Below are 20,988 nucleotides of genomic sequence, written 5' to 3'. Positions count from 1 at the left end.
CCACAGCACCGTTAGGCTGTGGCTCAATCAGATCAGGGAGTTAGCAAGTGGCCCAAACCTTATACAATAAAATTTGGCAAGCACACACTGTTGCCAGCATTAATGAGCAAACCGATTTACTTTATATTGACCGTCATTTAGTACACGAGGTGACGTCACCACAAGCATTTGCAGGTTTACGTGAAAAAAATCGTAAAGTGCGCTGTCCAGAAAAAACCATTGCCACCATGGATCATAATGTTTCAACTAAAAGCCGTTCATTAGATGCAGCCAGCGAAGTCTCTAAAAACCAGTTAATGGCACTGGATGCAAACTGTAAAGAATTTGGTATTTTGCTGTACGACCTAAATTCAGTAAATCAAGGTATTGTGCATGTGATTGGCCCAGAGCAAGGGATCACCTTACCAGGTACAACCATCGTATGCGGCGATAGCCATACCTCAACCCATGGCGCGTTTGGAGCGCTTGCCCATGGTATTGGAACCTCAGAAGTTGAGCATGTATTAGCTACACAAACGCTACAACAAAAAAAGGCGAAGTCGTTAAAAATTCAAATTAACGGTGTATTGCGTCCTACAGTAACGGCTAAAGATTTAATTATGGCGGTTATTGGCAAGCTAGGCACTGCTGGTGGTACGGGCTATGTGGCTGAATTTTGTGGTGAAGGCATAGAAGCGTTATCGATGGAAGCGCGTATGACGCTATGTAATATGAGCATTGAAATGGGAGCCAAGGCCGGTTTAATTGCCCCAGACAAGGTAACGTATGACTACTTAAAAGGGCGCCCGTTTGCACCAAAAGGCGCCGATTTTGACGCTGCAGTTGCCTACTGGGAAACCTTAAAAACTGATGATGGCGCAACCTTTGACTTAGAGGTAGAGTTAGATGCCGCTAATATTCAACCACAGATCACCTGGGGGACTAACCCAGAGCAAGTAATTGGCGTTGACGAATGTATTCCAGATCCAGACAAAGAAACTGATTTAATTAAAGCTGATGCCATCCGTAGCGCACTTAAATACATGGGTTTAAAAGCGGGCGATAAGTTATCAACTGCCAAAGTAGACACAGTATTTATTGGCTCATGCACCAACAGCCGCATTGAAGATCTACGCGCCGCTGCAAAAATTGTTGAAGGCAAGCAAGTGGTTGCAGGTATTGAAGCATTAATTGTTCCTGGCTCAGGCTTGGTAAAACAACAAGCAGAAGACGAAGGCCTTGCCGACATATTTAAAGCTGCAGGATTTGAATGGCGTGAGCCAGGTTGTTCTATGTGTTTAGCAATGAATGACGACCGTTTAGGTGCAGGTAAACGCTGTGCATCTACATCTAACCGTAACTTTGAAGGACGCCAAGGTCGAGGTGGGCGTACACACTTAGTGAGCCCAGCAATGGCGGCAGCGGCAGCAATACATGGCCACTTTGTTGATATTAGAGGAGAAGCCTAATGAGCACTTATTTTAGCGGCTTAATGGCCCCACTTGATAAAAACAACGTCGATACCGACCAAATTATTCCTAAGCAGTTTTTAACTTCAACCAGCCGTGACGGATTTGATGCGGCCTTGTTTTACGATTGGCGTTATTTAGATAATGGCGAGCCAAACCCTGATTTTATTTTGAACCGACCCTGCTATCAAGGTGCGCAAATACTACTAACCCGTGACAACTTTGGTTGTGGTTCATCACGTGAACATGCACCATGGGCGCTTAAGCAATACGGTTTTGAAGTGATTTTGGCTGAAAGCTTTGCTGATATTTTCTTTAATAACTGTGGCAATAACCAAATGCTTGCCATTGCACTGCCAGCGCAAATATTAGAAGACTTATTTGTGTTAAGTGAGCAGCATGACGATATTTACATTGATGTGGATTTAGAAAACCAGCAATTGCGCAGCAATAAATTTGCGCCAATCAGCTTTGATATTCGCAAAGACGTGAAAGAGCGTTTATTAAGTGGTTTAGACTTTATTGGTGTAACCGAGACCTTAAATCCGCAAATTGATGCGTTTGAAGCAAAACTTGCTGCTGAGCGTCCTTGGCAGTGAATAATTTAAAAGATACTTGATAGTAAAACGCGGCATAAGCCGCGTTTTTTTATTGCTGTCAGATGCTATTCATCGTGATTATTGTCTTTGTGTTTGTTTAAACGCTAAGCTAATTTTTTACATGTTTAGGGATACATTATGAAATTATTAACAGCTGCAGCACTAATGCTTGCATCAACAGCTGCAATAGCGCGCCCAGCGCCTTTAGTATCAATACCGAGCCATGATGGCTTTTTTAACAACATAGCAGCACATTGCGGTAAAGCTTTTGAGGGTAAAGTAACGGTTGATAATGCCACAGGGCCGAGTTCATTTGCCGATAAAAAATTAGTTATGCATGTGCGCAAGTGTAATGAACGTGAGCTACAAGTGCCGTTTCATGTGGGTGATGACGCTTCACGTACGTGGATCATTACTAAAACAGGCAGTGGGTTGAGCCTAAAGCACGATCACCGCCATAAAGATGGCAGCGATGATGTGTCTACTATGTATGGTGGTCATACGCTTGATGCGGGTTTTGCTAACATGCAGTCATTCCCTGCTGATCAGTATTCAAAAGAGTTATTTGTTAGCCAAGGCATACCACAATCGGTAGGCAATACATGGCAAATGTATATTTATCCTGAAAAGTTCACTTACCGACTCATTCGCCAAGGTCGCGAGTTCCGCGTGGATTTTGATTTAACTAAGCCTATCACACCACCGGCTGCGCCGTGGGGATATAGCGTTAACTAAACTCAGCGTCAGTAAAGCCACTGGCTGTTTTAATACTCAGTGGTTTACTGAAAAGTAAAGAGGGGTTATTTTTTTGAGGTTTTTTCTGCGGGTATTTCACACTGCACAAATACACTCAGTGGTGGCTGATAAGCGCGTGGTTTAGTTGGAAAACGTTCATACTCTTGCACGCCTTCGGTTACTTTTAACATAAAAGGGTTATCGCGACATAAGCGGTTAGCGTGGCGCAATAAAAACACACTTTGGTTTTTAAAATGTGGGTAGTCATCAGACTGGATCTCTAGATGATAGTTGTTAGTGTCTATTTGAGTTTGTTTGTAATGCACCTTTTCATCAAAGTCATATAGCCGCTGCATTTCATCTTGCTCTGCCGACACATTCAAACATGCTGTTAAAAACACCCAGCTAATACTTCCATATAGATAATGATTAGCTTTTCTACTCATAAACCTTTAACTCCATCTTGATATTGGGTAGTGTGATCAGCATATCTATTACACCCGTTATTATATAAGTCTAACACCCAAAAAGGGGAAATGTGATGTTCAAGCAAATTAAACAGCTTTTTTCGAGTATTGATCAGCAAGATTATGATATTGAACAACATGATTTAAAAACAGCGGTTGCTGCGTTATTAATTGAGGTAATGCGAGCGGATAACGATTTACAGGCAGATGAACAATATACGCTAAGTCTGACATTAAAAAAATATTTTGATTTAACTGATGAAGCAGTAGGTGAGTTAACCGAACAAGCAAGCTCAAGTTTAGATGATGCCATTGATTATTTTCAATTTTCTAAGCAAATTAATAATCAATGCAGTGCACAGCAACGTATTGATATAGTTGAGCTACTTTGGCGCTTGGCGTACGCGGATGGTGAACTTGATCCTCAAGAAGAGTACGTTATTCGTCGTGTTGCAAACTTGTTGTATGTTACCCATGAAGACTTTATTGCTGCAAAGCTTGCAGCAACAAAGTTATAGCCGCTGCTTATTTTAGCTTACTTGCTACGCTAACTAACTGCTGTGCAAGGCCGGCCACTTTTTCAGCGGTAGTGGGGTCGTTAATACGGCCGTTTTCGTCTAATAAAGTATGAATAGCCGGTACTGCCAGTTGGTTAGCTAATACTAAGCTGCCAATGCCAGATAAAATATCACGCACGTGATTCAACCCACGTAAGCCGCCAAGTCCACCCGGTGATGCTGCATATAAAGCGGTTACTTTATTTGCAAATGCAGGCTCTGCACCTTGTTCGGTGCGCGACGCCCAATCAATGGCATTTTTTAACACTGCGGTGATAGAACCATTATATTCTGGGCTGGCCAGTAAAATACCATCTGCTGTGCGCAGCTTGTCTTTTAATTGTTGTACGCCGGCAGGTGTGCCTTGTGCTTCTAAATCTTCATCAAACATAGGTATGGCTAAGTCTGCGAGTTTGATCACTTCTACTTCAGCGCCACTTTCTAGTGCAAAACGAGCTGCTTCATTAATAAGTTTTTGATTAAAGCTGTCTTTACGTAAGCTACCTGCTAGGGCAATAATTTTTGGTGTAGTCATGAGCTGATCCTAATGTTGATTGTGTATAGCTGTGACTTTAACAAATAATTGCTTGCAGAAAAGCCAAATAAACGCAAAACTTATGTGCGTATATGCACAACTTAAAAAGTGGTTACCATGGCAATTCAATTTGATGATTGGCAAGATCTTAAGGTTGCTTATGAAGTGGCGCGTTTAGGCACTTTAACTGCAGCAGCCGAAGCGCTAGATGTTCATCACAGTACAGTGCTCAGGCGAATAAATAACTTAGAGAAAAGCTTAAATGCGCGATTATTCCATCGCCATGCTCGTGGCTACAAAGTCACAGAGATTGGCGCTAAGTTATTTACCACAGCACAAGCAATTAATGGTGAGCTAGAACGCTTACACAGTGACATAATTGCTGCAGATAGCACCTTACAAGGTAGTTTGTTACTCACCACTGTGAGTGGTTTTATAGATGTATTAAGTGAGGTATGCGAGCAGTTTCAAACCTTGCATCCGCAAGTGCAATTACAAGTGATTATGGATCAAAAGCGTTTGCGTTTAGATCACGGTCAAGCACATATCGCTGTAAGAGCAGGCCCTAGACCGGATGAAGGTGATTATATTGCTCAGCATTTAGCGGCACTTTCGTCAGGGTTTTATGCTTCAAAACATTACATAAATCGTTATGGCTTGCCACAAACGTTAGCACAACTCTCGGTGCATAATTTTGTATCAGGAGTCGCGGGTTATAATGGCAAAGTACCTTATTTTGCGTGGGTTGATGAAAATATTCCTGCGTCGCAAGTTAAACTTAGAGTATCAGAAACCTCAGAGGCTACTCGCGCCATCGTTAAGGGGCTAGGGATTGGCGGATTACAGCATGATGTTGCAGCGCAATACTCTGATTTAGTGCCTGTATTACCTAACGAACTAAGTTGGCCTACTGACTTATGGTTAGTGACGCACCATTTAGTGCATCGTACTGCGAAAGTGCAAGCGTTTAGTCAGTTATTAAAAACCTATTTTAAGCAGCGTAAATTAAGTTAAAAAAGCTACAACGATTTTTTTATAGAAATACCCAAGCGCTTGGCTAGCCGCGTTAAGTTAGCGCGGTCGACCTGTAAACTACGAGCTGTGCTTGCCCAGTTATAATTATGTTGTTTAAGTTGCTGTATAATAAGCTGCTGAGTGTAAGTATCGGTGGCTTGCTTTAACGAAATGTTGTTTGCCAAAGGTGTGGTTGCAAGCTGGTTTGAGTTTTCAAGAGCTAAGGTGTTAATAGCGCTTAAATTTAGCTCGCAATGTTCTGGCTCAATAGTAATAATTGGTTGCTGCCATTGATGCTGTTTAGCTTTTAATGCGGCGCGATTAATAACATGTTCCAGCTCTCTTACATTGCCTGGCCAGTCATATCTTTTTAACAGTAATTGCGTTTCAATGCTGAGTTTTAGTTGTTTAATCGCAAGCTTGCGAGCTGTTTTTTCCAAAAAATAACCGGCTAATAAAATAACATCTTCATCACGGGCTTTTAACGGCGCCACGCTCAGCGGGTACACACTTAGGCGATGGTATAAGTCGGCGCGAAATCGTCCCTGTTCAACTTCGTGTTTTAAGTCACGGTTAGTGGCTGCAATCACTCTAACATCAACATATTTAAGTTCATCTTCACCAACGGTTTGTACTTCGCCACTTTGCAGTACCCGCAGTAATTTACTTTGCATTACCAGTGGTAGCTCGCCTATTTCATCCAAAAATAAGGTACCGCCATCGGCTAATTGAAACTTACCTTGGCGAGCATTTTGCGCACCCGTAAAGGCGCCTTTTGCATGGCCAAAAAACTCACTTTCTGCGAGGTTTTCAGGCAGAGATGCACAGTTTAAATGAATCAATGGCTGATCTTTACGTGCTGAATGCAAGTGAATATTACGCGCCACCAACTCTTTGCCAACCCCAGTATCACCTAAAATAAGGACACTAAAGTTTGATGCCGCAACCAGTTTTATCTCATTTTTAAGGGTTTGTATTACTGGGCTTTGGCCAATAATTTCACCACCATCACGTTTAAGTGCCTCACGGTTTAACGCTTGTACTAATTCACTTGAGTGCTGCGCATGTTGTTTGTAATGGGCAAGCTCTAGGGCTGTTTTAAAGTGCGCACTGCACAAGGTTTGTAAGGTGTTGAGTGTATCAGCGGTAATGCCGTCAAACGCATCAGCGTTTAGGCTATCAAAGGTCAGAATACCAAGCAGCGAATCTTTATCGTAAAGCGGTAAACCTAAGCAGGCATGCACTGGAATATCACCGGTTTTAGCTAGTAGTAATCCGTCATATGGGTCTGGAAGCGGGCTGTCATGTGCAAATTGCAGTGCCAAGCGGTGATTACAAATAGCATCAAGACGAGGGTGCTCTGCAATATTAAAACGCCTGCCTAAGCTATCAGGCATTAAACCTTTAATCGCTAAGGGCTTTAATTGCTCGCCTTGGCGAATTAACAAGGCGCTAGCATCACTTGGAATAATACGTTCAACCGTGGCTAAAAGTTGCTCGAAACTGTGCGCATGTAAGGTGCTTTGTGCAAGCTCCAAGGCAACTTGAGTCAGGTTGAGTTGTTGGTTCATGTCAAAATGACCTATTAGTGTATTTTATTGTTTTTTATAGTAGGTCATAAAGACTCTTTTTGTAAAGTGAAATTAAATAATACATTGAATTTAAAGTGTTTATTTAATTGGCATGGTCTGTGTAATAACAAAATAACGAAAGCAGTGATTGGGGTTGTTATGAGCAGTATTTTTTTAGAGCAGGTTAATTATTCAGTGGAGTCTAATTCTCTATATTACCGTTTGCTATCTCATGCAAATAAGATGCTATGTATTAGCGTATTTGGGGTGTTGATTACGCTGTTAATAAGTTATCCCTATGCAGTCTACTTTTCGATACCGGTACAAATTTTTGCACACATTAGCACGATTGTCCTCGCGGCTATTGTCAAGGTGAGTTACATACTGCGCTGTGTGGCGCAGCATGGACTGGGGCAGGAGGTGCGCTAATGAAGCCCATAAATTTAGCCGAACCTATGCCAGCGCAGGTCGCATTTCATCAAGTATCACAATGGTCATTATGGATGTTGGCGTTTAGACCCTTTTTTTAGCTGCTGGATCACTAGCGTGTTTGTCTGTGGGTTATTGGGTACTTATTTTAAGTGGCGATGCACAGTGGCATTTAGTTATGCCAGCTAACTTGTGGCATGCACATGAAATGTTATTTGGCTTTGCGGGCGTGGTTGTGGCTGGCTTTTTACTTACTGCAGCACAAACGTGGACCGGTGTTGCAAGTATTAATGGTAAACCATTGATGTGGCTTAGCTTAATATGGCTTAGTGCACGACTTAGTTTTTTTATAGTTGTGCCTAGCATTGCTCAGTTTAATGTTTATGCGGTACTGATTTTACAAGTTGTTTGGTGGCTCTCGGTAATCATAGTGTTAGCTAGCATGTTGATAAAGGCGAGCAGTAAACGCAACTACTTGTTTTTATTTATTCTTTCATTTTTATTTACGCTCAATATGTTGTACTTAATGTTGCTGCTTAAAAACCAAATGCAGTTAGCGCTTGCAATGGTTGATACCGCAGTACTGGTTATAAGCTTGTTGGTGGGGGTTGTGGCTGGGCGTGTATTACCCTTTTTTACCGCCAAAGGGCTGGGCTTATCTAAGCAGGTACGCACACCAAACATAGATAAAGCTATTTTATACTTATCGGTATTGGCGATAGCATTATTTTTTATTAGCAAATTATTTTTTACTGTAATTAACCCGGCACTAGTTGTGATGAGTGCAGCGTTTTTGCATTTAGTGCGCAGTGTTTGCTGGTGGAATAAGCAAGTGCTAAGAGTCCCATTATTATGGTCGTTACACTTTGCCTATTTAGCCTTAGGTATAGGTTTAATGTTAGTGGCAATCAGTTTTTATAGCAGTGCAATACTGTTTAAAGACGCACTGCATTTTATCACTATTGGTGGTATCGGCATGATGATTTTAGCCATGATGACACGAGTATCACTGGGGCATACCGGTCGCTCACTTACTATTCCGCGTTTTATGAACCTTGCGTTTGCATTGGTGTTTAGTGCTGCAATTATTCGTGCTTTTCTCCCGCCTTTTATTGGACCACACCTAGCTTGGCAGCTTAGCGCTGTGCTTTGGTTACTGGCCTTTTTATTATTTTTAATTCACTGCACACCTATATTAACGCGGCGTCGTGTTGATGGGCGTAGTGGTTAGTTCACCCATAGGAAACCAAAATGTTATCTGAAAAAACTATTAAGATTGTAAAAAGTACAGCTCCATTGCTTGCAGAAGCGGGCACAGTAGTCACTGATCATTTTTATAAGCGCATGTTTAGCCATAACCCGGAACTTAAACATATTTTTAATATGACTAATCAAGAAACGGGTCGTCAGCAATTTGCATTATTTAACGCCTTGGCTGCGTATGCGCAAAATATTGACAATTTAGCCGTGTTAAAAGAGGCATTAGCAAGAATTAACCATAAGCATACCAGCTTGAATATTTTACCCGAGCACTACCCTATTGTGGGGGCGCATTTGATCGGCACACTTAAAGAGCTTATTCCTGAACAGTTTACAGCTGATGTTGAATACGCGTGGCGAGAAGCTTATAACCTACTGGCTGATATTTGTATTACCGAAGAAGCAGCGTTGTATGCACACAGTAAAAATAACCACGGTGGCTGGGTAGGCACACGGAAGTTTGAAATTACCCATAAACATGTTGAGTCTGAATTTGTAACCAGCTTTATCCTCACGCCTGTAGACGGCAAAGCCGTTATTTCCCACAAGCCAGGACAATACATTGGCATTAAAGTTAAGCCTGAGGGGGCTGAATATGAAGAGATCCGCCAGTATTCTATTTCGCAAAAGAGCAATGCTAAAAACTATCGTATTAGCGTTAAAAAAGAGTGCCAACCACAGCCTGGCGTGGTGTCTAATTATTTACACTCACTAGAGCAGGGCGCACGAGTAGAGCTATACCCTCCGGCGGGTGATTTCTTTTTGAAAGATGCAGCAAGCCCTGTTGTGCTTATTTCTGCAGGTGTTGGCCAAACCCCAATGGTGGCTATGCTGCAAACGTTATTGAGTGGCAATACTAATCAAGCGATTAGTTACTTACACGCGTGTGAAAATAGCCTTGAGTATTCATTTAAAGACTACCTAGCGCAGCAAACGGCTATGTATCCACAACTAAAAACCTTAACCTGGTTTAATCAAGGTGGTGGGGGATGTGATTACACAGGTCTTATGGATTTATCTGTGCTTGAGGCATTACTGCCTATTAGCGAGGGTGTATTTTATTTGTGTGGACCAGCTTCGTTCATGGCTTATGTTAAAGGCCAACTACTTGACTTAGGTGTGCAGAGCTCGAATATTCATTACGAAATATTTGGACCACACCAAGTATTGTAAACATAAGTTTACAGTTTTTTGCTGTCGGTGTTTGCGGCATAAGCTTGTTATTGCCACGCATTAAACAGCTTTTGTTGTTTATTTGATATTTTTAAACCATAAGTTTTTTGCATGTAAGCGTATGCATCGGCAATACGTTTACGTGCATAAACCGGCGGTTCAATAACGCGTTGTTTAAAATTAACCTTAACCTCACAGCGACCATATTGATTAGCATTTTGGGCTAACATGCCAAAGCGATAGTTTGAACGATCGGCGTTAATTTCACCGATTGCGGGAGCTAAATTGTTAATATCAGCTTCCATCATGCGAAACTTTGCACTTACTTTACGGCAATTTTTGCGTCCACCATCTTGCCAGCATTGTAACTGATGACCAAACTCCCAAGCGGGTACAATATGTTCCCATTCTATTCGTAGAGCGCGTTGATTCACGTTACCTGAGCGGGTAAATGTATTGCGTGGCACATAACCACAATGGGTTGCATCGGGTACTAACTTTTTGCCTTTACGTTTTATGTCGCAACCACAATAGATACTTTTTGCATTGGTTGGTAAGGTTTTAATTAAGTGTTTTTTAGCACTGGAAAAACGAGTAAATTGCTCAGCATTAATAGTAAAGCTGACAACGCAAAGCAATAACGCAAAAATAAAATGCGGCATATCCTATCACTTTAGTGAACTACAGGAGCCGCGATTTTAAAGCGAATAATCTAAATGGTAAATCAGTTTTCAACCGAGTCCACTTAAAAACTCAGGATAGCTGACGTTTTCTTGTTCTGAATCGGATATTTTGCAGTAATAAAATAAAACCAGTAAAGCTAAAAAACACACTGCTGGCAGCAAAGCTAATGAGTAACGGGTTGTTAAAATCCTCGCGCTCATCGTAATCCATAATATGTAGCATCCAAAAGAAGTCAAACACTCGCCAAATATCACTGCGAACAGTAATTACTTTACCTGTATCTGATGACAAATAGAGGGTGGTGTTAAATGTATCGTTAAATTGTACTTGCCATACATTTTTTTTATAACCGCTTTCTCGTGGGCCTGTAGCTAATAAAGCAGCGCTTGCTAGTTGAGCATTAATAAGTAAGTGTGCGTGTGCATTAGCAATTATTTGCTGTTTGTTAGGTGCTTTAAATGGTTGCCCGGTAATGCCATTAAAATTTTGTTGGTTACCGGCACTGGTTACAGTTATAAGTGGGGTGGATAAAAAATGCGTAAAGATTATTTTAGTCGGGTTGGTTACTTGGGATACGATATCATCAATTAATGTGACGTAATCATGGCTTTTAAAGGGGTTGGTTAGGGTGCGTGTTGCTAGGTGCTTACCATGTACTTTTTCAAGCGGAATAGCGCTCATAATTAAACCGCCAAGCAACCAAGCTAAAATTTGTAAACCTAATAAGTAGCCCAACCATTTATGAAGTTTACGTACTGGTTTAAATATTTTTTTCATAGGTGTTTATCTTATTACTTTTAATAAACATTTTACGCGAATGGCAGGCAGGGCGGGTGCGACAAAATGTCGCACTAGTGCATTCAAATTGAGTTTCAGCACAATAGTGCTAATAGTAAGTCGCAATAACACCCTAAAATAAGAGTATTAACTGATAAAGTATCTATTTATAGGGTGTTGATTTGGTATAACGATAAAACTGCGTTAAAGTTTGCAAGGTAACCATTAGAGGATAAATACGAAACAATGTCGGAAATTCAATTTTTAAATGTAGATCTCGAGCTTGAGTCAAAGCAAGATATTAGCGTATTAGTTGCTGATTTAAAAAAGGTCGCAACCATTTTACATTATGATAAAGACGAATACCGCCAACTGGCACGCATCGAAGTAGCTGGTGAAATAACCACACCCGATAAAGCAATTAATCATTTATGTGAGCTAATTGAGTCGTGTTCACGCAATGCATTAAAGCAATGGTTAAGTTGTTCTCGTAGAACCTTTGATATGGGGTTTGAGTCGGGAACGTCGCCAAAATGTTTTAATCAGGCCCTACATGCAGATACCTTGTTACGCATATCTGCAATTGGCGCAGGCATAGAAGTTACTATTTACCCTCTGGAAAAGTAATTTAACCTTTTCGTTCGACTACGGCTGCGGTCATTCTTGATACGCAGCAAAGCTCATTGCGGCTATTGGTTATTTTAATATCCCAAACCGAGCTGCGTTTACCTATATGATAAGCTTTTGCGGTAGCCGTTAATGTGCCGTTGCGTGACGCTTTTAAGTGACTGGCGCTGATCTCTTGCCCAACACAATAAAATCGACTGAAATCAACTACAAAGTTAGCGGCATAACTTGCTACTGTTTCAGCAAGCACTACATTGGCACCGCCATGCACTATACCCATAGGGTTATGATGCTCTGGAATTGCCGGCATAGTGGCCACTAAGTAATCGTCACCAATTTCACTGATCTCTATTCCCATGGTTTTCATCAGTGTACCTTGACCTGTAATACCCTGATCTAATTGCTTACAAAGTTCTAATGAAATTGGTTGATGCCAAATGCTCATACTCGCTCCTAAAAGAATGTTCAAAAATATAAAATTGAGCTCATATTAAGGTGAAATTTAAATCTTGTCGTGAGTGATAGCAAATAAAATTTTTTTAGCTTAATTTAAGCAGGTCGCCATACTACGACGCCTGCTTATGTAGCTTGCTTATTATTGGTAACTAGCGACCAGTTCTACATTATTATAAGCATCAAAGCCTTTGAGCATGATAGAGTAATTTCCACTGCGAGTATCACTGCAGCTCTCATTATTGCCATTTCTATATGGGCGACAATCAAAATTATTTGTGGATGCCGTTTCGTTAAATTTTACATATATATCAGCATCACCACTACCACCTGATGTTCTAAAAGTAACTTGTGCAGCTTCACTTGGTACTGCAAATGTAAATAACTTTTCGCTATTCTTTGCGCCATTAACCGTAATTGCTTGATTATTTTGGAGCACATTGTCACCAGGAATTGGGGGGTTGAAGATCTAAAGTTTGCAATAATAGGGTTAGTTAAGTTTAACACTCTGGCATTGTCATGTTCTGCCGAAGTCCCCATTACATCTCCATTGTATGATTTATTAGGGTTCGACCAGTAATTAATACGTGTACAATTACCTGGACAATTATATGCCATCACTGAACGCCATTGCGATTGAGGTTGTTGGTAACCATGTCCAAATGAATAAGGAGTTGTTGAAGGATCGTTTTCTGGATTATGGCGAGCGCCTTGTAAGTGCCCAATCTCATGACCAAAGGAGTAGTAGCCTGTCGCACAATCATAATCGACCATAGCAAAAGCGCTTTGAGCATTAGCGCCAATGGCTTTGGCCTGGCCACAGTAACCATTGACATCATTTACTAATATAACTACATCTGCACCGAATTGATCGCGTAATGTATGTGCTTCATCCATATAACCGTCGTTTTTAGCTGCTAAACGATTTAAATCAGTACTTGAGTTTGCAGCTTCAGTATAATTAATTTGGCTAATGTGGGCTATGCTAACAACTGCGTTGACGCCTGAGTTTTGATAACCTTGGTTGGTTTCAACAATCGCAAGATCAATTAAGCTATTTATATCCCCTGATTTTTGAGCTGCTGCTGGGGTATATAAAACTAATAAACTAATATTACTTTGCGTTTCGTTAGCCATTACCGATTGAGTGTTTTGAGCTGTTAAAATTTGTTCACTCATAAACTCCAGGTTATTAGACTGTTTATAGTCGGGAGCATGTTCAGCTGGCTGCTTTTGGGGATCTAATTCAATGAAATTATGACCAGAGTGCTTATTTGGTTGTAATTTATATATCTGTTCACCTACTTTTACAGTACCCGAAATGCCTTTTGCAGATTTAATAAGTGTTATTTCGTCATCTTCTAAACTTTTACCAATCCAAATTAAGCTTCCCGTTGCTGACAAACTTGTTGAACTTTTTATAAATTCAATATCGTTACCTTTAACAGGTAAAAGAAAGGTATTTGTGCTATTTGTGAGCTCAAAAAGAGGCTGGCCAAACTGTAATTGATTACTTGTTTGTGTGGCCACGCTTTGTGACTCATTAATATATTGCACTTCAAAAAGCGGAACTTGAGCTTGTGTATAGCCGCTGAATAGGAGCCCAACAAATAAAGGTGAGTGTTTTTTCATTTCATAGTCCTTTTATATTTGTTTTGTCCACATAAAGTGTACACGGTAATATTTTTATTTCAATTAATTAACATCCTTACTTATTAAAATTAACCATTGTTGTAAATTTTAAGATACATTTTTTATTTTTACTGTTGATGGGTTGCTTTAATCAGTGCAAAAATAATTTTAAGTAGTTAAGAGCGGGTTATATTCTTAATGCGATAAGCTAATTATTATCAGTGGAACTAACTTAATTTATATTTGCGATCTTAAAATAACTGTATATACTCACAGTTAATTGTACTGTATGGAAAACCAGTTGTATGCGACCATTAACGAAACGCCAAGCGCAAATACTCGAACTTATTAAAGTGTTTATTAAAGACACTGGTATGCCTCCTACACGTGCCGAAATTGCACAAACACTGGGTTTTAAAAGTGCGAATGCCGCAGAAGAACATTTAAAAGCACTGGCTAAAAAAGGTGTGATTAAAATGAAGCCGGGCGCGAGCCGGGGTATTCAGCTTGTTGAAGAAGAAGAGCCAGAGCAGCTGGGCTTACCTTTAATTGGTCGAGTTGCTGCGGGTGAGCCAATATTGGCGCAACAGCATGTAGAAAGCCACTGTAAAATTGACCCTTTAATGTTTAAACCAGCGGCCGATTTTTTACTGCGTGTTAACGGCATGAGTATGAAAGATATTGGCATTATGGATGGCGACTTACTCGCTGTACATAAAACTCAAGTAGCTGAAAATGGTCAGGTTGTTGTTGCTCGAGTGGATGATGATGTTACGGTTAAACGTTTAGAAAAAGCCGGCAGAAAAGTATTACTGCATGCTGAAAATGACGAGTTTTCAGCTATTGAAGTAGACTTGGAAAATGAATCTTTCAATATTGAAGGTTTAGCGGTGGGTGTTATTCGTAACGCTGATTGGATGTGATAGTTAAACATAACTTAGCGCTTAATATTGATTAGGCGCTGTTTTTACATGCATTATTTTCGTACGATATTGCTTGCGAATCGCTTTTTGTTATTTCAAAAAAATCGCTAAATACTTTATAAATAAACAAATTTATTCTAATTGTTTTAAATCATAAAACTTTATATTTTTTCCGCTGTTATTCAAGCTACCCCTTACCAACTCTGACTCTTAGATTAATTACCTTATTTGTGACTATTTTCTTTGCTGCACTTTTTTTAAGTAACCTCTTGTTTATTTTTCATACTCACCTTGCTTATTGTTTATTTTTTAACTAGTTATTAAAGAGCTGGAATAAAAATAACTCACAGCCTTGTCGTTTTGAGCACACACATTTAGTAACTCCAGCACCCTTATAAAAAATAAAAATAACGAATGGGCGTTTAAGCCGTATGCCTCTTCGCTTTGCGTCAGCAATAGCATCAAAGGAGCCGTCACATGGGTAAGCTGAGTTCTTCCTTGTGGCTTATATTGTTAGTTTTTTCGCAAAATGTGCTTGCTAATAGCCAATATAATATGCGTAAAGGCGTAACTGATATAAGTAATAATGTATACCAACTGCACATGACCATATTTTTAATATGTTGTGTGATTGGGGTGATCGTGTTTGCCATTATGTTTTGGGCACTCATCCATCATCGCAAGTCTAAAGGGGCTGTCCCTGCCCAGTTTCATGAAAGTACCAAAGTAGAAATACTCTGGACTGCCATTCCTTTTGTCATCTTAATTGTTATGGCCATTCCTGCGACTAAAACGTTAATTGCCATGGAGGATGCCAGCAAAGCTGATATCACCATAAAAATTACTGGATCACAGTGGAAGTGGCATTATGAGTATATGGGGGAGGACGTTGAGTTTTATTCAATGTTAGCGACTCCTCAAAATGAAATAACGAATCTTGCCGATAAAAACCCGAATTATTTACTCGAAGTAGATAAGCCGCTGGTGCTACCGATTAATCAAAAAGTACGTTTTTTAATGACTTCAGATGATGTAATTCACTCATGGTGGGTACCTGATTTTGCAGTTAAAAAAGATGCAAACCCTGGGTTTATTAACGAAACATGGACCAATATTAATGAAGTAGGTACTTACCGCGGGCAGTGTGCAGAGCTGTGTGGTAAAGATCATGGTTTCATGCCTGTTGTGGTAGAAGCAAAAACAGAAGAAGACTTCAAAACGTGGTTGGCAGAAGCTAAACAAGCTAAACAAAAAGCGGCTGAAGCAGACGCTGCGTTATTAGATCAAGTGGTACCAAAAGAGGAGCTGATGGCTCTTGGTGAGCAAGTTTATATGGCGAGCTGTGCTGCGTGTCACCAACCAACAGGTTTAGGTTTGCCGGGTGTTTTTCCAGCACTTAAAGGCAGCCCAATAGTTATAGGTGATATCAAAGGTCATATCGATATCTTACTTCATGGTAAACCAGGTACAGCGATGCAGTCTTTTGCAAAGCAATTATCTATTAAGCAGATAGCAGCCGTTATTACTTATAAGCGTAACGCATGGGGTAATGATACTGGAGAGGTAATTCAACCAAGCGAAATACAAGCGGCACTGGATGCTGATGGGGAGGCTAAATAATGAGTAGCATTGCAGAACAACCTAACACCAATGAGGCTCATCATGCCCATCAACCTGCAACAGGCTTTAAGCGCTGGTTATTTACAACCAACCATAAAGATATAGGAAGCTTATATTTAATTTTTTCTCTCACCATGTTTTTGATTGGTGGAGCAATGGCTATGGTTATTCGGGCTGAGTTATTTCAGCCGGGTTTACAATTGGTTGATCCTCACTTTTTTAATCAAATGACCACAGTACACGGTTTAATCATGGTGTTTGGTGCAGTAATGCCTGCATTTACTGGATTGGCAAACTGGATGATTCCGTTAATGATTGGTGCGCCAGATATGGCATTACCGAGAATGAACAACTGGAGCTTCTGGATTTTACCGTTTGCGTTTTTGATTTTGTTAGCGTCACTGTTTATGCCTGGTGGCGGTCCTGCATTTGGGTGGACCTTTTACGCTCCGCTTTCGACCACTTATAGTAACGACAACACAGCAATGTTTGTATTTGCAGTACATATAATGGGTATCAGTTCGATAATGGGTGCCATTAATGTGGTGGTCACCATAGTGAATATGCGAGCTCCGGGTATGACATGGATGAAACTGCCGTTATTTGTGTGGACATGGCTGATCACGGCTTTTTTACTTATTGCAGTAATGCCGGTACTTGCTGGTGCAGTTACTATGGTACTCACCGATAAATACTTTGCGACCAGCTTCTTTGATGCCGCTGGTGGTGGTGATCCGGTAATGTTCCAGCATATTTTTTGGTTTTTCGGTCATCCTGAAGTTTATATTATGATTTTGCCTGCCTTTGGCATTATCTCTACGATTGTTCCTACTTTTTCACGTAAAAAACTATTTGGTTATGCCTCTATGGTGTACGCCACTTCCTCGATTGCCTTGTTGAGCTTTATTGTGTGGGCGCATCATATGTTTACTACAGGTATGCCCGTGGCGGGAGAGTTGTTTTTTATGTACGCGACTATGCTGATATCGGTACCTACCGGCGTAAAAGTATTTAACTGGGTAGCAACTATGTGGCGTGGCTCTATTAGCTTTGAAGTGCCGATGCTGTTTAGTATCGCATTTATTGTGCTGTTTACTTTAGGTGGCTTTTCGGGATTGATGCTGGCTATTACGCCTGCTGATTTTCAATACCACGACACCTACTTTGTAGTTGCACACTTCCATTATGTACTCGTAACGGGCGCGGTGTTTTCTATTATGGCGGGGGCTTATTATTGGCTGCCAAAATGGACCGGAAATATGTTCAATATTACCTTGGCAAAATGGCATTTTTGGTTGTCGTTGGTAAGTGTAAATGTGCTGTTTTTCCCAATGCATTTTGTGGGATTAGCCGGTATGCCACGTCGAATTCCTGATTATGCGCTGCAGTTTGCTGACTTTAACGCCATTATTAGTATAGGTGGGTTTGCCTTTGGTTTATCACAATTACTGTTTGTTGTTGTTGTGTATAAATGTGCAAAAGGGGGCGATAAAGTGCCTGCAAAAGTTTGGGATGGGGCAGAAGGGCTTGAATGGGAAGTTGATTCACCAGCGCCATATCATACGTTCTCAACGCCGCCGGACATTAAATAATGACTCACTTGCCGTTATTAAAAAAGCTGGTGGTTATTTGCATTGCAATGTTTGCTTTTGCATTTGCCATGGTGCCTATATATGACGTGTTTTGCGATATAACCGGGCTTAATGGTAAGCCCTCGCTAGAACAAGCACAGCAAAGTACCTTGGTTACTGAGAATAGAGAGGTCAGCGTTAGTTTTACCACGCATGCCCAAAGTGGTGCGCCTTTTGAGGTTAAATCTAAAGAATACAGTGTAGATGTAAAACCAGGGGCCATGCGTGAGGTTATGTTTAGCGCTAAAAACAACAGTAATGAAGACAAAGTGATGCAAGCGATACCCTCGGTAGCGCCGGGTAAAGCGGCTAAGTATTTACACAAAATAGCGTGTTTTTGCTTTGACCAGCAACCTTTAAAAGCTGGCGAGGAGTTAGAGTTTAAATTACTTTTTTATGTTGATACTGAGTTACCCAGTGATGTGGAGGAGTTAACTCTGTCTTATACCGTATTTGATATTAGCGAGAAGTTAGTAGCCAGTAATAACTAGCTTATAAAACTAGTGAAAAACTAGGAGCAAATGAAATGAATCAAAAATATGAACATTATTACGTACCTGATCAAAGCCCATGGCCAATAGTTGGCGCAGTGGCGCTATTTTTTATTGCGGTAGGGGCAGCCTTAACAGTTATGGATATGGGTAAAGAGGGAGGCAGCGGTGTTTACGTACTGTATGTGGGTATTGCCATATTGCTTTATATGCTGTTTAGCTGGTTTAAAAATGTGATTGAAGAGTCGCATCAAGGTTTATATTCTGCCCAAATGGATCGCTCATTCAGGCAAGGTATGAGCTGGTTTATTTTTTCAGAAGTCATGTTTTTTATGGCTTTTTTTGGTGCCCTTTTTTATGCCCGCATGTTCTCTGTACCTTGGCTTGGAGGCGCCGATAACAACGCCATGACTAACGAGGTGTTATGGCCTACTTTTGAGGCTGTGTGGCCATTGTTAAATACCCCTGGAGGCACCACTACGCAAGCAATGGGCTGGCAAGGGTTACCACTTATAAATACCCTTATTTTATTAGCCTCGTCGGTAACTCTGCATTTTGCTCATGTAGCGATGGAAAATAACAAACGCACGCCACTTAAGGTGTTTTTAGGCGTAACTATTTTACTGGGAGTATGTTTTTTAGGGCTCCAAGTAGAAGAATATATTTATGCTTATAACGACCTTAATCTAACCCTTGATGCAGGAATTTACGGTAATACTTTCTTTTTGTTAACCGGCTTTCACGGCATGCATGTCACCTTAGGTACCATTATTTTATTAATCGTTTTTCTACGGATTTTAAAAGGTCATTTTACAAAAAATAAGCACTTCGCGTTTCAAGCTGCGGCGTGGTACTGGCATTTTGTTGATGTTGTTTGGCTGTGCCTGTTTGTATTTGTATATGTACTTTAGTGATTAAGGGCGATTGATTGGCCGTAATAAAACCAAGTTTTAGTGCGGCAATTACCATCACTAGCACTACAACAGAAAATAACACTCGACGCCCTAAAAAGTGAGACATGGGGCGTCCATTAGTTTTTCCCGACACCATAATTAATAAAGCACGAAATAAATTAAACAATATAAATAATAACAGTAGAACAATAATAATTTTAATAATCACTGGATTTACCCTTATGCAGTTAGTTGTATTTAACAAACAAAAGCTTAGCTCAATAATCACAGTTTGCCTGGTTGTTATTGTGGTATTAGTTTGTGTGCGTTTAGGATTTTGGCAATTACAACGAGCAGATCAAAAGCAACAGCAGCTTAATGCCATTGAAAATATACAACAGCAAGGGGTTATGAACTGGGCACAGTTGCACCAACTGCCAAAAGAGTGGAATAAAACCGGGGTATTAGTTTCTTTGAGTGGTTATTTTGATACCAATAATTATTGGCTGCTCGATAACCAAATTTATAATGGTCAGGTTGGTTACGATTTACTGAGCTTATTAAAACTACCTGATGAGTCGCGATTTTTATTAGTTAATTTAGGCTGGGTAAAAGCAGGACGTTCAAGAGAAACCCTACCAAACGTGACAATACCTAGTGGTAGATTTACGTTAACGGCACAAATTAAAGAAGATAATTTAAGTGGCTTTACCTTAGCTGATAGTAATACTCAATCAGATTTAGCTAAGCGAATTCAAATCATTGATCTGCAAGCACTCAGTAGCCAATCTCAGCGAACTTTAGTGGATTTTATGGCCTATCGCCAAGGCGGTGAAGATGAGATTGCTGCTCCCCATTATGAAGCTGTTGTGATGAGTCCAGAAAAACACTATGCCTACTCAGTGCAGTGGTTTTTAATTGCGATTGCCTGTGTGGTAGTTGCTATTTTTGCAAGCAAGAAGAGGATAGATAATGAAAAATAAACCCCTGTTGCTCTTTGTTGTATGCTGCGCTATCCCTTTAGTGCTGGCTTACAGCGCGTTAAAACTTGATTGGCTACCTACAGCAATTACTAACCATGGTGAATTTTTAGAGCGTGAAATTAAGCTAGACAATTGGCAGCAGCATAATCCAAAACAATGGACTATTGCTTTAAATTATTCAGCACAATGCGAGGAGTCTTGCTCAGAGCAGCTCGCCGCTTTAGATAATTTATATGTTGCCCTTGGCAAAAATCAACACAAAGTAGATATGGCGATAATGGGGAGACCCAAAGCTGCGAAGCCGCATTGGCATATGATTGCTGAACAACAGCAGTTAAAACCTGCGAGTTTGTATTTAATCGACCATATGGGGCTGATTGTGTTGGAATATCCATTTAACCCTCAACCACAAGAAAACCGTTTGATACAAAAGGGATTATTGAAAGATCTAAAAAAATTACTTAATTACTCTCGATCAAGCTAAGT

The 20,988-nt window shown here is 40.4% G+C and carries 23 protein-coding genes and 1 pseudogene; 15 read left to right on the top strand and 9 right to left on the bottom strand.

The features are described from left to right. The first annotated feature begins 47 nt into the window (after positions 1–47). The 3 genes from leuC (at position 48) to AB8618_RS15035 (ending at position 2,782) form a co-directional block, all read left to right on the top strand. Positions 48–1,448, top strand: a complete 1,401-nt coding sequence (gene leuC / locus AB8618_RS15045; RefSeq protein WP_413400952.1) for a 3-isopropylmalate dehydratase large subunit — start codon at positions 48–50, stop codon at positions 1,446–1,448. Beyond that, positions 1,448–2,047 (top strand): 3-isopropylmalate dehydratase small subunit, encoded by a 600-nt coding sequence (leuD, locus tag AB8618_RS15040; RefSeq protein WP_413400951.1) that lies wholly within the window; start codon positions 1,448–1,450, stop codon positions 2,045–2,047. The genes leuC and leuD overlap by 1 nt, the downstream gene beginning before the upstream one ends. Before the next feature lie 138 nt (positions 2,048–2,185). After that, positions 2,186–2,782: a hypothetical protein gene (locus AB8618_RS15035; protein WP_413400950.1), complete on the top strand. Its 597-nt coding sequence runs from the start codon at positions 2,186–2,188 to the stop codon at positions 2,780–2,782. Between the two features lie 65 nt (positions 2,783–2,847). On the opposite strand, the gene AB8618_RS15030 is transcribed toward AB8618_RS15035, so the two are convergent. Then, entirely contained in the window at positions 2,848–3,228 is a 381-nt protein-coding gene (locus tag AB8618_RS15030) for a hypothetical protein (protein WP_409424155.1), read from the bottom strand. Between the two features lie 95 nt (positions 3,229–3,323). Between AB8618_RS15030 and AB8618_RS15025 the strand changes: the two genes are divergently transcribed. Then, positions 3,324–3,767: a TerB family tellurite resistance protein gene (locus AB8618_RS15025; RefSeq protein ID WP_409424154.1), complete on the top strand. Its 444-nt coding sequence runs from the start codon at positions 3,324–3,326 to the stop codon at positions 3,765–3,767. A gap of 7 nt (positions 3,768–3,774) precedes the next feature. On the opposite strand, the gene AB8618_RS15020 is transcribed toward AB8618_RS15025, so the two are convergent. Then, positions 3,775–4,341: an NADPH-dependent FMN reductase gene (locus AB8618_RS15020; protein WP_413400949.1), complete on the bottom strand. Its 567-nt coding sequence runs from the start codon at positions 4,339–4,341 to the stop codon at positions 3,775–3,777. 117 nt (positions 4,342–4,458) lie between these two features. On the opposite strand from AB8618_RS15020, the gene AB8618_RS15015 reads away from it, so the two are divergent. After that, the gene (locus AB8618_RS15015) at positions 4,459–5,355 is read left to right on the top strand and encodes a LysR family transcriptional regulator (RefSeq protein WP_409424152.1); all 897 of its coding nucleotides are present in this window, start codon (positions 4,459–4,461) and stop codon (positions 5,353–5,355) included. Between the two features lie 5 nt (positions 5,356–5,360). Here the strand turns inward: AB8618_RS15015 and norR are convergent, their stop codons facing one another. Further along, entirely contained in the window at positions 5,361–6,926 is a 1,566-nt protein-coding gene (gene norR, locus AB8618_RS15010) for a nitric oxide reductase transcriptional regulator NorR (RefSeq protein ID WP_413400948.1), read from the bottom strand. Positions 6,927–7,354: 428 nt separating this feature from the next. Between norR and AB8618_RS15005 the strand changes: the two are divergent. Together AB8618_RS15005 and hmpA are read left to right on the top strand one after the other, a co-directional pair. Then, positions 7,355–8,586, top strand: a pseudogene (locus tag AB8618_RS15005) (NnrS family protein). 20 nt (positions 8,587–8,606) lie between these two features. Further along, a complete protein-coding gene (gene hmpA / locus AB8618_RS15000) occupies positions 8,607–9,788 on the top strand; it encodes an NO-inducible flavohemoprotein (protein WP_413400946.1) in 1,182 nt (393 codons plus the stop codon). A gap of 47 nt (positions 9,789–9,835) precedes the next feature. Here the strand turns inward: hmpA and AB8618_RS14995 are convergent, their stop codons facing one another. Both AB8618_RS14995 and AB8618_RS14990 read right to left on the bottom strand, forming a co-directional pair. Next, the gene (locus AB8618_RS14995; protein WP_413400945.1) at positions 9,836–10,450 is read right to left on the bottom strand and encodes an endonuclease; all 615 of its coding nucleotides are present in this window, start codon (positions 10,448–10,450) and stop codon (positions 9,836–9,838) included. Positions 10,451–10,541: 91 nt separating this feature from the next. Beyond that, entirely contained in the window at positions 10,542–11,249 is a 708-nt protein-coding gene (locus AB8618_RS14990) for a hypothetical protein (RefSeq protein WP_413400944.1), read from the bottom strand. 246 nt (positions 11,250–11,495) lie between these two features. Between AB8618_RS14990 and AB8618_RS14985 the strand changes: the two genes are divergently transcribed. Continuing rightward, positions 11,496–11,876: a hypothetical protein gene (locus tag AB8618_RS14985; RefSeq protein ID WP_008114170.1), complete on the top strand. Its 381-nt coding sequence runs from the start codon at positions 11,496–11,498 to the stop codon at positions 11,874–11,876. A 1-nt stretch (position 11,877) separates the two neighbouring features. Here the strand turns inward: AB8618_RS14985 and AB8618_RS14980 are convergent, their stop codons facing one another. From AB8618_RS14980 to AB8618_RS14970, 3 genes are all read right to left on the bottom strand, one after another. After that, positions 11,878–12,321, bottom strand: a complete 444-nt coding sequence (locus AB8618_RS14980) for a PaaI family thioesterase (RefSeq protein ID WP_413400943.1) — start codon at positions 12,319–12,321, stop codon at positions 11,878–11,880. A 150-nt stretch (positions 12,322–12,471) separates the two neighbouring features. After that, the gene (locus tag AB8618_RS14975) at positions 12,472–12,747 is read right to left on the bottom strand and encodes a PPC domain-containing protein (RefSeq protein WP_409425598.1); all 276 of its coding nucleotides are present in this window, start codon (positions 12,745–12,747) and stop codon (positions 12,472–12,474) included. After that, entirely contained in the window at positions 12,630–13,961 is a 1,332-nt protein-coding gene (locus AB8618_RS14970) for a M12 family metallo-peptidase (protein ID WP_409424145.1), read from the bottom strand. The genes AB8618_RS14975 and AB8618_RS14970 overlap by 118 nt, the downstream gene beginning before the upstream one ends. Positions 13,962–14,266: 305 nt before the next feature. Between AB8618_RS14970 and lexA the strand changes: the two genes are divergently transcribed. From lexA to AB8618_RS14945, 5 genes are all read left to right on the top strand, one after another. Then, on the top strand, positions 14,267–14,884 hold the full coding sequence (gene lexA, locus AB8618_RS14965; protein ID WP_010392379.1) for a transcriptional repressor LexA: 618 nt from the start codon (positions 14,267–14,269) through the stop codon (positions 14,882–14,884). A gap of 477 nt (positions 14,885–15,361) precedes the next feature. After that, the gene (coxB, locus tag AB8618_RS14960; protein WP_054202822.1) at positions 15,362–16,504 is read left to right on the top strand and encodes a cytochrome c oxidase subunit II; all 1,143 of its coding nucleotides are present in this window, start codon (positions 15,362–15,364) and stop codon (positions 16,502–16,504) included. Continuing rightward, positions 16,504–18,096: a cytochrome c oxidase subunit I gene (ctaD, locus tag AB8618_RS14955; RefSeq protein WP_008114160.1), complete on the top strand. Its 1,593-nt coding sequence runs from the start codon at positions 16,504–16,506 to the stop codon at positions 18,094–18,096. Before coxB ends, ctaD begins: the two co-directional genes overlap by 1 nt. Next, positions 18,096–18,626, top strand: coding sequence for a cytochrome c oxidase assembly protein (locus tag AB8618_RS14950; protein ID WP_010392384.1), 531 nt, complete (start codon positions 18,096–18,098; stop codon positions 18,624–18,626). The genes ctaD and AB8618_RS14950 overlap by 1 nt, the downstream gene beginning before the upstream one ends. A gap of 35 nt (positions 18,627–18,661) precedes the next feature. Next, positions 18,662–19,537 (top strand): cytochrome c oxidase subunit 3, encoded by an 876-nt coding sequence (locus AB8618_RS14945; protein ID WP_413400941.1) that lies wholly within the window; start codon positions 18,662–18,664, stop codon positions 19,535–19,537. On the opposite strand, the gene AB8618_RS14940 is transcribed toward AB8618_RS14945, so the two are convergent. Then, positions 19,437–19,748 (bottom strand): DUF2909 family protein, encoded by a 312-nt coding sequence (locus AB8618_RS14940; protein ID WP_413400940.1) that lies wholly within the window; start codon positions 19,746–19,748, stop codon positions 19,437–19,439. The two genes, AB8618_RS14945 and AB8618_RS14940, sit on opposite strands and share 101 nt — an antisense overlap. A gap of 13 nt (positions 19,749–19,761) precedes the next feature. Between AB8618_RS14940 and AB8618_RS14935 the strand changes: the two genes are divergently transcribed. Next, positions 19,762–20,502, top strand: coding sequence for an SURF1 family protein (locus AB8618_RS14935; RefSeq protein ID WP_413400939.1), 741 nt, complete (start codon positions 19,762–19,764; stop codon positions 20,500–20,502). Then, on the top strand, positions 20,492–20,986 hold the full coding sequence (locus AB8618_RS14930) for a transmembrane cytochrome oxidase associated protein (RefSeq protein ID WP_178956741.1): 495 nt from the start codon (positions 20,492–20,494) through the stop codon (positions 20,984–20,986). The genes AB8618_RS14935 and AB8618_RS14930 overlap by 11 nt, the downstream gene beginning before the upstream one ends. The last annotated feature ends 2 nt before the right edge of the window (positions 20,987–20,988 follow it).

The sequence above is a fragment of the Pseudoalteromonas sp. RW-H-Ap-1 genome, from assembly GCF_048318575.1.
GTDB lineage: Bacteria > Pseudomonadota > Gammaproteobacteria > Enterobacterales > Alteromonadaceae > Pseudoalteromonas.
This window is presented reverse-complemented; position numbering and strand designations above follow the sequence as displayed.

What these genes read in the sequence shown, in the direction of transcription:
- leuD (WP_413400951.1), top strand. Translation starts at nt 1,448, where the DNA reads ATGAGCACTTATTTTAGCGGCTTAATGGCCCCACTTGATAAAAACAAC.
- AB8618_RS15035 (WP_413400950.1), top strand. Translation starts at nt 2,186, where the DNA reads ATGAAATTATTAACAGCTGCAGCACTAATGCTTGCATCAACAGCTGCA.
- AB8618_RS15030 (WP_409424155.1), bottom strand. Translation starts at nt 3,228, where the DNA reads ATGAGTAGAAAAGCTAATCATTATCTATATGGAAGTATTAGCTGGGTG.
- AB8618_RS15025 (WP_409424154.1), top strand. Translation starts at nt 3,324, where the DNA reads ATGTTCAAGCAAATTAAACAGCTTTTTTCGAGTATTGATCAGCAAGAT.
- AB8618_RS15020 (WP_413400949.1), bottom strand. Translation starts at nt 4,341, where the DNA reads ATGACTACACCAAAAATTATTGCCCTAGCAGGTAGCTTACGTAAAGAC.
- AB8618_RS15015 (WP_409424152.1), top strand. Translation starts at nt 4,459, where the DNA reads ATGGCAATTCAATTTGATGATTGGCAAGATCTTAAGGTTGCTTATGAA.
- norR (WP_413400948.1), bottom strand. Translation starts at nt 6,926, where the DNA reads ATGAACCAACAACTCAACCTGACTCAAGTTGCCTTGGAGCTTGCACAA.
- hmpA (WP_413400946.1), top strand. Translation starts at nt 8,607, where the DNA reads ATGTTATCTGAAAAAACTATTAAGATTGTAAAAAGTACAGCTCCATTG.
- AB8618_RS14995 (WP_413400945.1), bottom strand. Translation starts at nt 10,450, where the DNA reads ATGCCGCATTTTATTTTTGCGTTATTGCTTTGCGTTGTCAGCTTTACT.
- AB8618_RS14990 (WP_413400944.1), bottom strand. Translation starts at nt 11,249, where the DNA reads ATGAAAAAAATATTTAAACCAGTACGTAAACTTCATAAATGGTTGGGC.
- AB8618_RS14985 (WP_008114170.1), top strand. Translation starts at nt 11,496, where the DNA reads ATGTCGGAAATTCAATTTTTAAATGTAGATCTCGAGCTTGAGTCAAAG.
- AB8618_RS14980 (WP_413400943.1), bottom strand. Translation starts at nt 12,321, where the DNA reads ATGAGCATTTGGCATCAACCAATTTCATTAGAACTTTGTAAGCAATTA.
- AB8618_RS14970 (WP_409424145.1), bottom strand. Translation starts at nt 13,961, where the DNA reads ATGAAAAAACACTCACCTTTATTTGTTGGGCTCCTATTCAGCGGCTAT.
- lexA (WP_010392379.1), top strand. Translation starts at nt 14,267, where the DNA reads ATGCGACCATTAACGAAACGCCAAGCGCAAATACTCGAACTTATTAAA.
- coxB (WP_054202822.1), top strand. Translation starts at nt 15,362, where the DNA reads ATGGGTAAGCTGAGTTCTTCCTTGTGGCTTATATTGTTAGTTTTTTCG.
- ctaD (WP_008114160.1), top strand. Translation starts at nt 16,504, where the DNA reads ATGAGTAGCATTGCAGAACAACCTAACACCAATGAGGCTCATCATGCC.
- AB8618_RS14950 (WP_010392384.1), top strand. Translation starts at nt 18,096, where the DNA reads ATGACTCACTTGCCGTTATTAAAAAAGCTGGTGGTTATTTGCATTGCA.
- AB8618_RS14945 (WP_413400941.1), top strand. Translation starts at nt 18,662, where the DNA reads ATGAATCAAAAATATGAACATTATTACGTACCTGATCAAAGCCCATGG.
- AB8618_RS14935 (WP_413400939.1), top strand. Translation starts at nt 19,762, where the DNA reads ATGCAGTTAGTTGTATTTAACAAACAAAAGCTTAGCTCAATAATCACA.
- AB8618_RS14930 (WP_178956741.1), top strand. Translation starts at nt 20,492, where the DNA reads ATGAAAAATAAACCCCTGTTGCTCTTTGTTGTATGCTGCGCTATCCCT.